This is a genomic window from Sphingomonas sp. CFBP9019 (assembly GCF_034045155.1).
Lineage (GTDB): Bacteria > Pseudomonadota > Alphaproteobacteria > Sphingomonadales > Sphingomonadaceae > Sphingomonas > Sphingomonas aerolata.
On sequence record NZ_JAXCWK010000005.1, the window covers coordinates 139,764 to 155,932 of the forward strand.

Consider the following 16,169-nt stretch of genomic DNA (forward strand, 5'->3'; position numbering starts at 1 on the left):
TGTGCTGTTACCGGTCGTGCTTGGCGCGTAGAGCCACGGCACGAGCGGACCAGGATTCCAGCCACCCGACCGGTCTATGTACAGATCTGGACGGATGCTCCCCGAAGAGGACGCCGCGATGCCTCTTACCGCCGACGCCGATATCAGGACGCTGCTCGAAAACGCGCGCACGATCGCGCTGGTCGGCGCCTCCGACCGCCCCGACCGCCCCTCCTACGGCGTGATGGCGCGGATGCAGGCGCACGGTTACCGCGTCATCCCGGTCAATCCGCAGATCACCGGCGAGCACATTCACGGCGAATTCGTCTTCCGCGAACTTGCCCAGCTCGGCGACCCGATCGACATCGTCGACATCTTCCGCAATTCCGCCGCCGCGGGCGAGGCCGTCGACCAGGCGATCGCGATCGGTGCGAAAGCGGTGTGGATGCAGCTCGGCGTGATCAACGAGGCTGCCGCCGCCCGCGCCGAAGCCGCCGGGCTTCAGGTCGTCATGGACCGCTGCCCGGCGATCGAGATCCCCCGGCTCGGCATCGCCAGAATAGATCGGGATCCGACCGACTGACGCTTGCGGCTCGCCTGCGCGTGCGTCACCCTCGCGACGAGCTTCGTATCGGCCCATCGCGTATCGGGGACAGGTCATGTTCGCCTTGCTTCTGGTTCTCGCTCAGGATCCGCTGCTCGCCAAGGCCAGCGAGCGACTCGCCGCCGAACCCCGCTGCGTCGTCGATCCCGCTTCGACCGACATCACCGTCTGCGGCCTGCGCCAGGCGGATCGGTTCCGCGTGCCGTTCGTCGAGCACGACCCCGGCGATCCGCGCCACGAAAGCCTCGCCGCGGAACGTGTCCGGCTGCTCAACGCGCGCACCCCGGTCCAGGACATGGGCCCGTTCCAGGTTGGCGGCGGCATGGCCGGCGTGTCGGTCGGCGTCGGCGCGGCGGGCGTCACCGCCGGCGGCCTCCGCAAACCCGCACCCTGACCCCGCGCCATCACGCCCCCGCCATCAGCAGAGTGGCAAGACGCCCCAATCGGGTCCATGCTCGGGCGATACCCATGATCACCGCAAACCGTTGAGGTGCCGCCGATGATTCTCGTCACGCTGCTCGCGCTCGCACAGGCCGGTGCTACACCTGCGGCCAAGCCCGCCGCCACACAGGTATCGTCCGCTCCGACCGAAAAGAGCTGGTCGATCCTCAATCCCCCCGACTGCCCGGTGGTGAAGGAGGGCGACAAGACGATCACCGTCTGCGCGCCCGGCACCCAATCGGGGCCGCGCCTCCCGCTCCCCGACTGGGGCCCGCCCGACCGCCCCGTCGCCGCCAACCCGAACATGACCGCGATCCGCGCACTCTCGCTCGAGGGCACGCCCTGCGCCGCGACCCAGAGCGGCTGCCAGTCCGGCTTCGGCCCGCCGATCGCCCCCCTCATCGCCGGCGCCGTCGCGCTCGCCAAAAGCGCCTTCGCCAGAAAACCCGACAAGACCGGCCGCATCGCCATCGACCTGTCCGACCCCGCACCCCCGGCCCCCGCACGGCCGTAACGCACCGCCGTCATCCTGGCGAACGTCAGAACTCAGAGCCGAGCACCACAGCGCCCCGCAACCCTGGATCCTAGGTCAAGCCCAAGGATGACGGAAGGGAGGGGCCGCCACCACCCGCCCACAACCCCGTCATCCTGACGAAAGTCAGGATCCAGAGCCACACAGTGCAGCCCTCCGCCACCCTGGATCCTGACCGTCGTCAGGATCACGGCAGAGCGTGGCGCCCCCGCACGCACACCCCAAAAATCACCCCAGAATATGCATCCACAACGGCTGCCCAACCAGACTCTGCGACCCCCGCAATTTCTCCAGCGCCTGCGCGACCGAGCGTTCCGGCCCCTCATGAGTCACGATCGCGACCAGCACGCTGCCGTCCGCCATCGCGCCGCGCTGGATCAGGCTCTCGATCGAGACGCCCGCGTCGCGCATCGCCGCGGCGATCTCGGCCAGCACGCCGACGCGGTCCGCGACCGTGAAGCGCAGATAGGCGCGGCCGCGCCGCTCGCCGCTGTCCGCGGTCGCCGCCGCGACCAGCGACGCCGCCGGCATTGCATAGGGCGACCCGTATTCGCCGCGCGCAATGTCGATCAGGTCCGCGACCACCGCGCTCGCGGTCGGCCCGTCGCCCGCGCCCGCACCCTGGAACAGCAGCCGCCCGACGAAATTGCCCTCCGCGACCACCGCATTGAACGATCCCGTCACATGCGCGAGCGGATGGTCGACCGGCACCAGATGCGCATGCACGCGCTGGAACAGCCCGTCGGGCCCATCCTCCGCCAGCCCGAGCAGCCGCACGCGGTAGCCCAAAGCCGCCGCCTCGGCGATGTCCGCGCCCAGCAGGTGCCGGATGCCGCTCGCCGCCACCGTGTCGAACGCCGGCCGCGTCCCGAACGCGATCGAGGCAAGGATCGACAGCTTGTGCGCCGCATCCACCCCGTCGATGTCGAAGCTCGGATCCGCCTCGGCAAAGCCCAGCGCCTGCGCCTCGGCGAGGATCTCGGCGAAATCACGCCCCTCCGCCTCCATCTTGCTCAGGATGAAATTGCACGTCCCGTTGAGGATGCCGTAGACCCGCCCGATCGCGTTCGCGGCGGCGCCCTCGCGCAGCCCCTTGATGACCGGGATCCCGCCCGCGACCGCCGCCTCGAACTTCAGCGCGACGCGCGCCGCCTCCGCCGCGGTCGCCAGCTCATAGCCGTGATGCGCGAGCATCGCCTTGTTCGCGGTCACGAACGACTTGCCCGCACCCAGCGTCGAGCGCGCGAGCGTCAGCGCGGGGCCGTCCGATCCGCCGATCAGCTCGACGACGACATCGACGTCCGCCTGCTGCGCCAGCGCGGTCGTATCGTCGACCCAGGCGAACCGCGTCAGATCGACGCCGCGATCCTTGTAGCGGTCGCGTGCCGACACCGCGACGACCTCGATCGCGCGCCCGGCCCGTCTGGCGATCAGCTCGCGGTTCGCGTCGAGCAGCCGGATGACGCCGCCCCCCACGGTTCCCAGGCCCGCCAGTCCCACGCGCAACGCTTCGCTCATCGTCTTCCTTTCGCCAAACCCGCGCGAAGACCTAGGGTTCGGGAAGGATTCCCGCAATCAAGATGACGAATGGCGCCGCGCGCCCTATCTGGTCCCGCATGACCGGCCGCTTCGATCACCTGCCCAACCGCCGCGCGATCATCGATCGCCGCGCGGTCGCCGACACCATCGCCGCGCTGGACGAGACCGACCCGGTCGCGCTCGGCCGCCAGGCGACGATCCTGCTCAAGGCCGCGCTCGACGCGGGCCGGGTCGAGGTCGCCAAGCGGCTCGCCGAACATCCCAGCCGCGGGCTCGAGGTGTCGAGCGCGCAGGCCTATCTGATCGACCAGCTGCTCCGCCTGCTGTTCGACTTCACCACCACCCGGCTGCACCCCGCGCCTGCCCCCACCCCCGACGACCGGCTGACCCTGATCGCGGTCGGCGGCTATGGCCGCGGCGAGATGGCGCCGCATTCGGATGTCGATATCGGCTTCCTCACGCCGGGCAAGCAGACCCCGCGGGTCGAACGCATCATCGAATCGATGCTCTACACGCTCTGGGATCTCGGCTTGAAACTCGGCCAGTCCAGCCGCTCGCTCGACGAGATGATCCGCCAGGCGAAGGCCGACATCACCGTCCGCACCGCCCTGCTCGAGGCGCGCTACGTCACCGGCGACATGGATCTCTACGAAGAGGCGTCGCGCCGCTTCAAGGTCGAGGTCCAGGCGGATACCGCGCGCGCGTTCATCGCCGACAAGCTGGTCGAGCGCGACCTGCGCCACCGCAAGATGGGCGACACGCGCTATGTCGTCGAACCCAACGTCAAGGAGGGCAAGGGCGGCCTGCGCGATCTCCACGCGCTCTTCTGGATCGGCAAGTACATCTACGACGTCCAGCGCGCGGCGCAGCTCGTCGATGTCGGGCTGTTCACCAAGGCCGAATACCGGCTGTTCCACCGCGCCGACAATTTCTTCCAGGCGGTGCGCTGCCACCTCCACAGCATCACCGGTCGCGCCGAGGACCGGCTGACCTTCGACGTCCAGCGCGAGATCGCCGACCGGATGCGCTTCTCCGACCGCCCGGGCAAGCCGAAGGTCGAGCGCTTCATGCATTTCTACTTCCTCCAGGCGAAGACCGTCGGCGACCTCACCGGCGTCTTCCTCGCGCATCTCGACGAGAAGTTCGCCGCGCGCGGCCGCCGCTTCGGGCTGCCGACGATCCGCCGCAGCCCGCGCCGCCTGAACGGCTTCGTCCTCGACCGCGGCCGGCTCGCCCTGCCCGACGACGACTTCTTCCGCGCAAGTCCGGTCCGGCTGATCGAGATCTTCCAGCTCGCCGACCGCAACGCGCTCGAGATCCACCCGCTCGCGATGCGCGCGGCCGCCCGCGACGTGAAGCTGGTCGACGACATCCGCGACGATCCGACCGCCAACGCGCTGTTCCTCGACGTCCTCAGCTCGCCGCGCGATCCCGAACTCGTCCTGCGCTGGATGAACGAGACCGGCGTCTTCGGCCGCTTCGTGCCCGATTTCGGCCGCGTCGTCGCGCAGATGCAGTTCGACATGTACCACCACTACACCGTCGACGAACACACGATCCGCGCACTCGGCCTGCTCGCGCGGATCGAGAATGGCGCTTTGAAGGACGACCATCCGCTCGCCAGCGCGATCTTCCGCCAGATCGTCTCGCGCCGCGTCCTCTATGTCGCGGTGCTGCTCCACGACATCGCCAAGGGCCGCGGCGGCGATCACTCGATCCTCGGCGCAGAGGTCGCACAGCGTCTCTGCCCGCGCTTCGGCCTGAGCCCTGCCGAGACCGAAACCGTCGCCTGGCTCGTCCGCTGGCATCTGCTGATGTCCGCGACCGCGTTCAAGCGCGACCTGTCGGACTTCAAGACGATCCTCGATTTCTGCGACGTGGTGCAGAGCCCCGAGCGGCTGCGGCTCCTGCTCGTCCTCACCATCGTCGATATCCGCGCGGTCGGCCCGGGCGTCTGGAACGGCTGGAAGCGCCAGCTCCTCGGCGACCTCTATGAATCCGCCGAGGAGGTGCTCCGCCTCGGCCACAAGCAGAAGGGTCGCGCCGAACGCATCGCCGCCAAGCATGAGACGCTCCACGCCGATCTCGGCTGGAGCGACGCCGAGTTCGCCGCGTTCGTCCGCCGCATGCCCGAGGCCTATTGGATCGCCGAGCCCGAGGACGTGCTCGTCCACAATGCGCGCTTCCTCGCCGGCACGGGCGACGCGCAGCTCGCGATCGACGCACATGTCTATCCCGGCCGCGGTGCGACGCTCGTGACGATCTACGCCGCGGATCATCCCGGGCTCTTCTACCGCATCGCCGGCGCGATCCATGTCGCGGGCGGCAACATCATCGACGCGCGGATCCACACCACGCGCGACGGCATGGCGGTCGACAATTTCCTCGTCCAGGACCCCTTCGGTCGCCCGTTCGACGGCAGCGAACAGCTCGCCCGGCTGAAGACCGCGATCGAGGATGCGCTCGCCAACCGCGGCAAGCTCGCCGACCGCCTCGTCGCAAAGCCGCTCCCGCGCGCGCGCGCCGAGGCGTTCGACATCGTCCCCAATGCGATGATCGACAACCGCGCCTCGAACCGCTTCACCGTGGTCGAGGTCAACGCCCGCGACGGCCCCGCCCTGCTCAACCGGCTCGCCCAGGCGCTGTTCCAGTCGAAGGTGACGATCCACTCCGCGCATGTCGCCACCTATGGCGAACGCGCGGTCGACACCTTCTACATCACCGACCTCACCGGCGACCGCATCACCGCCCCCGCCCGGCTGAAGACCCTCGAACGCCGCCTGCTCGCGGCGGCCGCCGGCAAGCAACTAGACCTCGCCGCCTGACTAATCGTCATCCTGACGAAAGTCAGGATCCAGAGCCACGAACGTCTCGCTGAGTTATCCTGGATCCTGACTTTCGTCAGGATGACGGACGTGAACGAAGCCCCGCCACAAACGAAAAAGGCCGGCCCGCTCTCCCGAGCGGACCAGCCTTCCCTAGCGACGTTGAACGCTCAGAACCGCGTGCGCACCGTCAGCCCATAGGTCCGCGGCTCGGCGAGGTACGACGTGAAGATCTGGTTCCCCACACCACCAAACGCCTTCACCTGGTCGAGATTGCCCGCGCCTTGGAACGGCGCGTTGAACCCGACCTGCTGGTAATCGGTGTCGAGCAGGTTCTGCGCCCACAATTCGACCGCCCATTTCTGCGCCGGCCCGCGGATGCCGATCCGCGCGTTCATCAGGAAGAAGCCGTCCTGCGCCTTCTCGGTGAACAGGTCCGACCCGGTATTATAGTCGCTGGTCATACGGCCATCGATATAGAACAGCCCGGTGATCCCCGACGACCCCAGCTCGGGCGTCCACGTCCCCGACGCGGTGACCGTATGCTTGGGCGCGTTCGACAGCGTGTTGCCCGACAGCAGGAACAGCGCGGGGTCGAGCGCCTCGCCCGTCTCCGACCCGACCAGGTTGTTCTTGAAGGTCGTGTCGACATAGGTGTAGCCGAGGCTCACCGCGACGTCGCGGACCGGGAACAGCCCCGCCTCGAGCTCGACGCCCTGCGACCGCACGCCATATTTCACGTCGCCGGTGCACGCGCCCGTCGCCGCGCTCGCATCGCGATCCGCGCCGTTCAGGCTGGTGTCGCACGAGCTGATGTTCTGGACGATGAAGTTGGTGCCGTTGAACGTGTTCAGCTGGAAGTTCTTGAACTCCTGGCGGAAGCCCGCGACGTTGAAGGTGAACTGCGCGGAGGTGAACTTCAGCCCCAGCTCGTAGGAATTGACCGTCTCGGGATCGAACCGCAGCCGGCTCGCGCTCGCATTGGTCGGCGACGAGAAGACGTTCGCGGTCAAATCCGACCGGTCGAGATTATAGCCGCCCGCCTTGTAGCCGCGCGAATAGGACGCGTAGAGCAGCGTGTCGGTACGCGGCTTGTACGACACGATCCCCGTGCCGCTGAACTCGCCTTCCTTGAACCCGTCGTTCAGATCGAGCCCGTTCAGCGCCGAGGTCGAATTGCCTGTGCAGGTCAGCGTGACGATCCCGCCGACCAGAGTCTTCAGGCTGGCGGGCACCGCCGCACTCGCCAGCAGCGGGCTCAGCGCCGCCTGCTGCGCGGGGCAGACGGTGTTGTTGTTGTTGAAATCGGCGTGGAAGTCCTTGGCCTCATGCGTATAGCGAAGCCCGCCGGTGATCGACAGCTTGTCGGTGACCTTGAAGATGTTGTGCGTGAAGAACGCGTAATTCTCGCTGTCCTGATAATAGGTCGACCGCTGGTCGCCCAGATTGTTGAGCGTGCTCAGCCGGTCGATGCCGCTCAGGATGGTACCGGTCAGCGCGCCGAAGGCGGGCTGCGTGCCCGGAACCTGTCCCGACAGGACCGCACGTCCCGTCGCGCTGAGGCAGCCCGGATTGGCCGGATTGCGCAGCGCCGCCGCCGGGTTGACCGTCGCGACGATCCGGCACGCGGCGAATGCGCCATACTGCGTCCCGAACTTCAGATTGTCCGCGACGACCAGGTCTTCCTTCGAATAATAGCCGCCGACCAGCCAGTCGAGCTTGTCGTCGAACAGCGACCCGTTCAGCCGGACTTCCTGACTGAAGGTGTGGAACTGGCGATAGCTGTTGCCGTCGTCCGCGCGGTAGCCGATGTCGAGATTGCCGTAATCGATGTCGGCCGCGCCGCCCGACTTGTACTCGCGGTACGCGGTGATCGAGGTCAGCTGCGCAAAGCCGAGGTTCGCGTCGATCTGGCCCGAACCGCCATAATCCTTGGTGATGTTCGAATAGGCGCGGCCCAGCGTGTTGGCGATCCGGCGGTTATACGGGTCGCCCTGGCTCGGGAACACCGCGCCCATGCTCTGCATGACCTGCTGGATGCGGTTGCCCGCGGGGTTGATCGCGAAGTCGCCCGCGACGCCCGGCGTCGGATCGATCTTCTCGCGCGTGTCGATATAGACCGCACCACAGCATTTCTCGTCGCGCCGCGTGTAATCGCCGATCAGCCGCACCGACACGTCGGCGCTCGGCTCGAACAACAGCTGCCCGCGCACGAAATAGCGGTTGCGGTCGTTGTAATCGGTCTGGTTGATGACGTCGTAATAATAGCCGTCGCGCTTGCCGAACACGCCGTCGAGCCGGAACGCCAGCTTGTCCTTGATGATCGGCCCGGTCAGCCCGCCCGCGATGCGGATATTGTTGTAATTGCCATAGGTCGCGTCGCCATAGCCGCCGAACTGGTAGGACGGCAGCTTGGTCAGGATGTTGATCGTGCCCGCCGATGCGTTGCGCCCGGCCAGCGTCCCCTGCGGCCCGCGCAGCACCTCGATCCGGTCGACCTCGCCCAGATCGTTGAGGCCCGAGCCGGTGCGGCTGCGATAGACGCCGTCGATGAACACCGCGACCGAGCTTTCGAGGCCGGGATTGTCGCCGACCGTGCCGATACCGCGGATACGCGCCGAGGCGTTCGCCTCCGAGCCCGTCGACGAGATCAGCAGCGACGGCGCAAGCTGCGTCATCTGGCGGATGTCGGTCGCGCCCGAATTCTGCAGCGCGGCCTGGCCCACCGCGGACACCGCGATCGGCACGTTCGACAACCGCTCGGAGCGGCGCGTCGCGGTGATGACGATGTCGCCTGCGTTGATCGGCTGGGGATCGGCGTTCTCGGCAACCGGCTGCTGCTGCGCATCGACCGACGCGGCCGCGGTACCCGATGTATTTGAGGGTACGGTCTGCGCCTCGGGCTGCGTCGTCGGGACATCCTGTGCGAAGGCCGGCGCCGCGATCGCGATCGTCGCGGCGGCAGACAACAGATATGCGGTCATGCGCATGGGCATCTCTCCTGGCGGCTTCGAATTATTTCGAATTTCCGGTTTGGTCAGGAGGTAATTGGAATTTTCATGCAGCGTCCACCGATTTCCGTATGCGGAAGTAACTTTCCGGTCGCTGTGTCGCACTTCCGCAACACCGAGCAATAACACCGCGTGATAGCCCCGAAATCGATGCATCGCGCACGGGCGGTTCGCTCCCCGCGATTGACGCTACGGAACCTGCGATCGCGCGCCCCCCCCCCAACCCGACCCCAACGCAAACGGCCCACCGCCCCGGACAGGGGGCGATGGGCCGATCGCTATCGTTGCAGAGCGTCCCGCATCGCGGGCCGCGTCGTCACGCCGTTACTTGGGTGCGAGCACCATCAGCATCTGACGGCCTTCCATGCGCGGATACGCCTCGATCTTGGCGATCTCCGCGACGTCGTCCTGCACGCGCTTCAACAGGTTCATGCCCAGCTGGCCATGGCTCAGTTCGCGGCCACGGAAGCGCAGCGTGATCTTGACCTTGTCGCCCTCGCCGATGAAGTCGTTCACCTTCTTCATCTTCGTGTCGTAATCATGGTCGTCGATGTTCGGACGCATCTTGATCTCCTTGATCTCCTGCGTCTTCTGCGACTTGCGCGCGAGGTTCGCCTTCTTCTGCGCCTCGTACTTGAACTTGCCGACATCGAGGAACTTGGCGACGGGCGGATCGGCGTTGGGCGAGACCTCAACCAGGTCCAGACCATGCTCGGCCGCCTGCTCGATCGCTTCGCGCGTGTACATCACGCCCAGATTCTCGCCCTCGTGATCGATCACGCGGACCTTCTGGCTCTGGATGAATTCGTTGAATCGCGGGCCGTTCATCGCGGGCGTCTGCATGGGCCGGCGCATCGTGGGAGGACGTATGGGGGTTGCTCCTGTTGTTTCTGACGAAGTATTTGGGCCGGCTTATAGCGCAGAAAGCTCTGCGCGGAAAGCCGGCCTCGTCCATCACATATCGGGAGCGCGCGCCTCGATCGCAAGGCGTGCCACCGCCTCGTCGAGCGACAGCATCTCCTGCCCCTGGCTGCCCAGCCGGCGAATCGCGACCGTCGCCTCGTCCGCCTCGCGCTTGCCGACCACGAACAGCACCGGCACCTTGGCCAGGCTGTGCTCGCGCACCTTGTAGTTGATCTTCTCGTTGCGCAGGTCGGTCTCGACGCGGATCCCCGCCTTGCGCAGCGCCGCGACCACACTGTGCGCATAGTCGTCCGCATCCGACACGATCGTCGCGACCACCACCTGCACCGGCGCCAGCCACAGCGGGAAGCGCCCGGCATGATGCTCGATCAATATGCCGATGAACCGCTCGAACGTGCCGAGGATCGCGCGGTGGAGCATCACCGGCCGGTGCCGCTCGCCATCCGCGCCCACATACGACGCGTCGAGTCGCTCGGGCAGCACGCGGTCCGACTGGATCGTGCCGACCTGCCACGTCCGCCCGATCGCATCGGTCAGGTGGAATTCGAGCTTCGGCGCATAGAACGCCCCCTCGCCCGGCAGCTCCTCGAAATTCGCCTTGATCGTGTCGCTCAGCGTCGACTGCATCACCGCCTCGCGCAGCTCGGCCTCCGCCTTGTCCCACATTGCGTCGTCGCCGAACCGCTTTTCGGGGCGCAGCGCGAGCTTCACCGCATACTCCTCGAAGCCCAGATGCTTGTACACGCTGTCGAGCAGCTCGCAGAACTTGCGTACCTCCTCGACCAGCTGGTCCTCGCGGACGAAGATATGCGCGTCGTCCTGCGTGAACTGGCGCACGCGCATGATGCCGTGCAGCGCGCCATGCGGCTCGTTGCGGTGGCAGCAGCCGAACTCCGCCATCCGGATCGGCAGGTCGCGGTACGACTTGATCCCCTGCTTGAAGATCAGCACGTGCGCCGGACAGTTCATCGGTTTCAGCGCCATCAGGTCGCCTTCGCCCGAGAGCACCGCGCCCTCGTCTTCCACATTGGGGATCTCGTCGGGCACCACGAACATGTTCTCGCGATACTTGCCCCAGTGGCCCGACTGCTCCCACTGCTTGGCGTCCATCAGCTGCGGCGTCTTCACCTCGGCATAGTCCGCCGCATCGAGCCGCCGGCGCATATACGCCTCCAGCTGCCGCCACAGCACGAAGCCGTTGGGATGCCAGAACACCGACCCCTGCGCCTCGGACTGGAGGTGGAACAGGTCCATCTCCTGCCCGATCTTGCGGTGATCGCGCTTGGCGGCTTCCTCCAGCCGGAAAAGATGCTGGTCGAGCTGCTTCTTGTTGAGCCAGCCGGTGCCGTAGATGCGGCTCAGCATCGCGTTCTTCTGGTCGCCGCGCCAATAGGCGCCCGACACGCGCGTCAGCTTGAACGCGGCGGGATCGAGCTTGCCGGTTGAGACCATGTGCGGCCCGCGGCACATGTCGAGCCACTCGCCCTGGCGATAGATGGTCAGCTCCTCGCCCTCGGGCAGCTCGGCGGCCCATTCGGCCTTGAACGTCTCGCCCTGTTCGGTCCAGCGGTCGATCAGCTGCTGACGCGACCAGACCTCGCGCAGGAACGGCTCGTTCCGCGCGATGATCGCGCGCATCTCCGCCTCGATCGCGGGCAGGTCCTCGTCGGTGAACGGCCGGTCCTTCGGCGCAAAGTCGTAATAGAAGCCGTCATCGGTCGCCGGCCCGAAGGTGATCTGCGTGCCGGGAAACAGATGCTGCACCGCTTCGGCCATCACATGCGCCAGGTCATGCCGCACCAGCTCGAGCGCATCCGCCTCGTCGCGCGCGGTGACGAGCGCGAGGTTCGTATCCCCCTCGAATGGCCGGCTGAGATCCCGCACCTGCCCATCGATCCGCGCCGCCAGCGCCGCCTTGGCAAGCCCCGGCCCGATCGCCGCAGCGACATCCGCGGGCGTAGTCCCGGGCGCAACCTCGCGGACGGAACCGTCGGGAAGCGTAATGCGGAACATGGCAGACATGAGGAACTTTCTCGTGATGGAAGAGCGGCGCTTATGCCGTCGCCCAACCGATATAGGCAACCCGCCACGCACCGACACCCCACGAACCGCCCCCATGTTCCCCGGCGAAGGCCGGGGCCCAGTTGGGAAACGTCGCCGACAAAGGACCGCGCCCAGTTACGCCGACCTCACCACCTGGACCCCGGCCTCCGCCGGGGAACCACCCCCGTCATCCTGACGAACGTCAGGACCCAGAGCCACGCCGCGCGCGCCGCGACCCCAGCACACCGCAATATCCCCGCGACCACCCCCAAACTCCACCCCGGCGAAGGCCGGGGCCCAGTTGGGAAACGTCGCCAACAAAGGACCGCGCCCAGTCACGCCGACCTCACCACCTGGACCCCAGCCTCCGCCGGGGCGGACCCACCCCCGTCATCCTGACGAAAGTCACGATCCAGAGCCAAACAGCGCGCGCCGCGACCCCAGCACACCGCAATACCCCGCGCCCCTCCCCAAACTCTACCCCGGCGAAGGCCGGGGCCCAGTTGGGAAACGTCGCCGACAAAAGACCGCGCTCAGTTACGCCGACCTCACCAACTGGACCCCGGCCTCCGCCGGGGTGGAAGCAATCTGCCCCCTCACCCCACCCCAAACGGCACCACATGGTTCCCCTGCGTGTGCCCCACCTCGGCCCGCCCCAGATACGGCACCCCCATGTCCCGCGCCCAGCGCACCATCATGTAATCCAGCGTCTCCCCCCAGGCCGGCTCGTTCGCCTGCACCGCAGTGACCGCCCCCAGCCTGAGCCCGGCAATCCCCTTCAGCTGCGTCGCGTTCGCCACTTTGAACAGCATCCGGTCGATCGCATACATCGGCTCCGACACCTCCTCGACGATCAGCACATGATCGGTCAGATCCGGCAGCCACGGCGTCCCGATCAGCGACGTCAGGATCGACAGGTTGAACGCCGCCGAAGGCTGCCCCCCGAGCCCCGGCTCGAGTCCGCTGCGATCCCCCCGCGCCATCCACCCGAGCGACCGCGCCACCGTCGCCTCGCCATCATGCCGGTTGATGTCGCTCACCATCGGCCCGTGCGCCACCCGCCCGATCCGCCGCGCATAGAGCGCCCCCAGCAGGAACCCGACATCCGAATAGCCCAGATACGTCTTGTGCCGCGCCGCGCGCCCCAGCTCGGGCATCACCATCTGCAGGATCCGGTTCGCGCCATAACCCCCGCGCAGGAACCAGAGCGCGTCGAACGCCGGATCGTTCGCATATTCCAGAAACGCCGCCGCCCGCGCGAAATCCGACCCCGCGAAATGCCCGTCGGTCGCGGTGCACTGCGGATGGAACACCAGCTCGACCTCGGGAAACGCGCGCGCCGCATAGGCGGTGACCACGGGGATCGCCGAAGGGTTGGTCCGGCTCGACGCGGCGAGAACACCGATGCGCATGGTTCGTCCTGTCTTGCCCCGTTACGCAACCGCCGATAGCGCGAGCACATGGATATCACCAACCCCTCCGACCAGACCGCCGCCGACCAGCCCGCCTATTTCTTCATCGGCATCGGCGGGTCGGGGATGATGCCGCTCGCGATGATCCTCGCGGGCCGCGGCGCGACCGTCGCGGGATCGGACCGCAATCTCGACCAGGGCCGCGTCCCCGCCAAGTTCGACGATCTCGCCGCCAAGGGGGTCGCGCTCTTCCCGCAGGACGGCAGCGGCATCGTCTCTGCGGACCAGCACGTCGTCGCCTCCGCCGCGATCGAGCCGACCGTCCCCGACATGATCGCCGCCGCCGCGCTCGGCTGCCCGCGCGCCACCCGCGCCGAGCTGCTCGCCTCGCTGTTCAACGACAGCCGCCTGCCGATCGGCGTGGCCGGCACCAGCGGCAAGTCGACCGTCACCGGCATGATCGGCTGGATCCTCCACACCGCCGGCCGCGACCCCACCGTGATGAACGGCGCGGTGATGAAGAACTTCGTGCGCCCCGACGCCCCCTTCGCCAGCGCGCTGGTCGGAGCCGGCGACACCTTCGTCAGCGAGGTCGACGAAAGCGACGGCTCGATCGCGCATTACGCGCCCAGGATCGCCGTGCTCAACAATGTCAGCCTCGACCACAAGTCGCTCGAGGAACTTCGCGCGCTCTTCGGCGCCTTCATAGCCAAGGCCGAGACCGCGGTCGTCAACGCCAACGACCCCGACGCCGCAGCCCTCGCCGCGCGCCTCCCCCGCGGCCAGGTCACCACCTTCGCGATCGACGCCTCCGCCGACCTCCGCGCCGAAAACCTCGCCCCCGAACCCTTCGCGATAGCCTTCGACCTCGTCTCGCGCGGCGTTCGCACGCGCGTGACGCTCGCCGTCCCCGGCCGCCACAATGTCGCGAACGCGCTAGCCGCGATCGGCGCGGCGATGGCCGCCGACGTGTCGCTCCCCGACGCGGTCAGGGCACTCGCGAGCTTCACCGGCCTGCGCCGCCGCTTCGATCTCGTCGGCGAAGCGAACGGCGTCGCGGTGATCGACGATTTCGGCCACAACCCCGACAAGATCGCCGCGACGCTCGACACGCTCCACGCCTTTCCCGGCCGCCTGCTGATCCTGTTCCAGCCGCACGGCTATGGCCCCTTGAAGGTCATGGGCACCGAGCTCGTCGCCACCTTCGTCGAACGGATGGCGCCCGAAGACCTGCTCGTCCTCCCCGACCCGGCCTATTATGGCGGCACCGTCACCCGCGAGGTCACGAGCGCCGACATCGTCGCCCGGATCGCCGCGGAGGGCCGCGACGCCCGCCACATCGCCGACCGCGCCGACGCCGCCGCGCTGCTGGTGGCCGAGGCGCGCCCCGGCGACCGCATCGTCGTGATGGGCGCGCGCGACGACACGCTCAGCCTGCTCGCGGCGACCATGGTCGAATCCCTCGCCGGCTGATAGGATAAGCCCGATCCCCCGTCCGGAGACCCGCCGATGTTCCGCCGCCTCTTCCTCGACCATCCCGCCACCGTCGGCGAAAGCTATGCCGAGCATTTCGGCGTCGCCAGCCGGTTCGGCGTGACGATGATCGCGGGCGGCCTCGGCGCCCTCGTCCACGCGGTCATCCCCGCTTTGTGCAAGACCAGCGGCAGCGACACGGTGCGCGAACTCCACCGCCAGATGGTCGCCAAACGCGGCGCGGTGGCGGCCGACCAGACCCAGATGAAAACGGTAGAATTCATCATCTGACCCCCCGGCCCAAGCTGGCTCGTCCCCCCGCGAAAGCGGGGGCCCAGGACGAAGGCGGTAAGCGCCGCCCTCCCCCCACCCGTCATCCTGACGAAAGTCAGGACCCAGAGCCAACGGCGCTGCGCCCCATAACCCTGGATCCTGGGTCAAGCCCAGGATGACGGCGGTGAAGTGCAGCCCTCCCCACCCGTCCTCCCGACGGCGGGGAAGCGCCGCCCTCCCCACTCGCCATCCGGACGGCGGGGAAGCGCCGCCCCCCTCCCCCCGTCATCCTGACGAAAGTCAGGATCCAGAGCCAAGCAGCACCGAGCCCTGCCACCCCGGACTCCCGCCTACATGGGAGAACGAACAGGCGCGATCGCATCCCCTCAACCCCGCCCCCCACTGTAAAGCCCCCTTGACTTCCACACACCCAAATGACAAGTTTCCTTTACTGATTTGAAAGGACGCTTGACCATGCACAAGAGCCCCGCGCTGCGCCGCTACAACGCCACCGTTCTCGGTCTCAGCCTTGCGTACATGGGCACGCTGTTCGGCGTGGTGGCGCTGTTCCGCAGCCATCCGCCGACCGGCCCGCTCGCCTATCTTCTCGCAGTGCTGCCCGCGCTCCCGCTGCTCGGCGTCTTCCTCGCCTGGGGGCGCTATCTGCGCGACGAGCCCGACGAATATATCCGCACGATGAACGTCCGCCAGACGCTGATCGCCACCGTCTTCATGCTCTGCGCGACGACGATCTGGGGCTTTCTCGAAAGCTTCGGCCTCGCCCCGCACGTCCCGGCCTATTCGGCGGGTGTGCTCTGGTTTGCCGGCCTGATGCTCGGCGGGTGCGTCAACATCGCCGCGGTGCGCGCAGGGACAGCATGAAGAACCGCCTGAAAGTCCTGCGCGCCGAACGCGACTGGAGCCAGGGCGACCTCGCCGACCGCCTCGACGTCTCGCGCCAGAGCGTCAACGCGATCGAAACCGGCCGCTACGACCCCTCGCTTCCGCTCGCCTTCCGCATCGCCGAGCTGTTCGGCCTCGCGATCGAGGACATCTTCACCAGCCCCTCCGCACCAGCCTGACCTATCCCGACCCGCCCGCTTTGGCTAAAGC

The 16,169-nt window shown here is 67.6% G+C and carries 13 protein-coding genes; 8 read left to right on the forward strand and 5 right to left on the reverse strand.

What is annotated here, in order from left to right; genetic code table 11:
* Window positions 1-118: 118 nt before the first annotated feature.
* From SOM18_RS15725 to SOM18_RS15735, 3 genes are all read left to right on the forward strand, one after another.
* Complete coding sequence (locus SOM18_RS15725) at window positions 119-562, forward strand: CoA-binding protein (protein ID WP_320481957.1); 444 nt, start codon at window positions 119-121, stop codon at window positions 560-562.
* A gap of 76 nt (window positions 563-638) precedes the next feature.
* Window positions 639-977 carry a hypothetical protein gene (locus SOM18_RS15730; RefSeq protein ID WP_042467494.1) on the forward strand — a complete coding sequence of 113 codons (339 nt, stop codon included), beginning with the start codon at window positions 639-641 and terminating at the stop codon, window positions 975-977.
* A 105-nt stretch (window positions 978-1,082) separates the two neighbouring features.
* Window positions 1,083-1,538 carry a hypothetical protein gene (locus SOM18_RS15735; RefSeq protein ID WP_052380890.1) on the forward strand — a complete coding sequence of 152 codons (456 nt, stop codon included), beginning with the start codon at window positions 1,083-1,085 and terminating at the stop codon, window positions 1,536-1,538.
* 246 nt (window positions 1,539-1,784) lie between these two features.
* On the opposite strand, the gene SOM18_RS15740 is transcribed toward SOM18_RS15735, so the two are convergent.
* Window positions 1,785-3,074: a homoserine dehydrogenase gene (locus SOM18_RS15740; RefSeq protein WP_320481958.1), complete on the reverse strand. Its 1,290-nt coding sequence runs from the start codon at window positions 3,072-3,074 to the stop codon at window positions 1,785-1,787.
* 98 nt (window positions 3,075-3,172) lie between these two features.
* Here SOM18_RS15740 and SOM18_RS15745 point away from each other — a divergent pair, with 98 nt between their 5' ends.
* Window positions 3,173-5,920, forward strand: a complete 2,748-nt coding sequence (locus SOM18_RS15745) for a [protein-PII] uridylyltransferase (protein ID WP_031440280.1) — start codon at window positions 3,173-3,175, stop codon at window positions 5,918-5,920.
* A 170-nt stretch (window positions 5,921-6,090) separates the two neighbouring features.
* Here SOM18_RS15745 and SOM18_RS15750 read toward each other — a convergent pair whose 3' ends face one another.
* The 4 genes from SOM18_RS15750 to SOM18_RS15765 form a co-directional block, all read right to left on the reverse strand.
* Window positions 6,091-8,910: a TonB-dependent receptor gene (locus SOM18_RS15750; protein WP_031440281.1), complete on the reverse strand. Its 2,820-nt coding sequence runs from the start codon at window positions 8,908-8,910 to the stop codon at window positions 6,091-6,093.
* A gap of 345 nt (window positions 8,911-9,255) precedes the next feature.
* Complete coding sequence (infC, locus tag SOM18_RS15755; protein WP_031396176.1) at window positions 9,256-9,786, reverse strand: translation initiation factor IF-3; 531 nt, start codon at window positions 9,784-9,786, stop codon at window positions 9,256-9,258.
* Between the two features lie 99 nt (window positions 9,787-9,885).
* Window positions 9,886-11,877 (reverse strand): threonine--tRNA ligase, encoded by a 1,992-nt coding sequence (gene thrS, locus SOM18_RS15760; protein ID WP_031440282.1) that lies wholly within the window; start codon window positions 11,875-11,877, stop codon window positions 9,886-9,888.
* A 617-nt stretch (window positions 11,878-12,494) separates the two neighbouring features.
* Window positions 12,495-13,310, reverse strand: coding sequence for an LD-carboxypeptidase (locus SOM18_RS15765; RefSeq protein ID WP_031440283.1), 816 nt, complete (start codon window positions 13,308-13,310; stop codon window positions 12,495-12,497).
* Window positions 13,311-13,358: 48 nt separating this feature from the next.
* On the opposite strand from SOM18_RS15765, the gene SOM18_RS15770 reads away from it, so the two are divergent.
* From SOM18_RS15770 to SOM18_RS15785, 4 genes are all read left to right on the forward strand, one after another.
* Window positions 13,359-14,783, forward strand: coding sequence for a glutamate ligase domain-containing protein (locus SOM18_RS15770; protein ID WP_320481959.1), 1,425 nt, complete (start codon window positions 13,359-13,361; stop codon window positions 14,781-14,783).
* A gap of 36 nt (window positions 14,784-14,819) precedes the next feature.
* Complete coding sequence (locus SOM18_RS15775; protein ID WP_031441081.1) at window positions 14,820-15,074, forward strand: DUF6356 family protein; 255 nt, start codon at window positions 14,820-14,822, stop codon at window positions 15,072-15,074.
* 456 nt (window positions 15,075-15,530) lie between these two features.
* Complete coding sequence (locus SOM18_RS15780; protein WP_031441082.1) at window positions 15,531-15,938, forward strand: hypothetical protein; 408 nt, start codon at window positions 15,531-15,533, stop codon at window positions 15,936-15,938.
* A complete protein-coding gene (locus SOM18_RS15785; RefSeq protein WP_031394295.1) occupies window positions 15,935-16,138 on the forward strand; it encodes a helix-turn-helix transcriptional regulator in 204 nt (67 codons plus the stop codon). Before SOM18_RS15780 ends, SOM18_RS15785 begins: the two co-directional genes overlap by 4 nt.
* Window positions 16,139-16,169 lie beyond the last annotated feature (31 nt).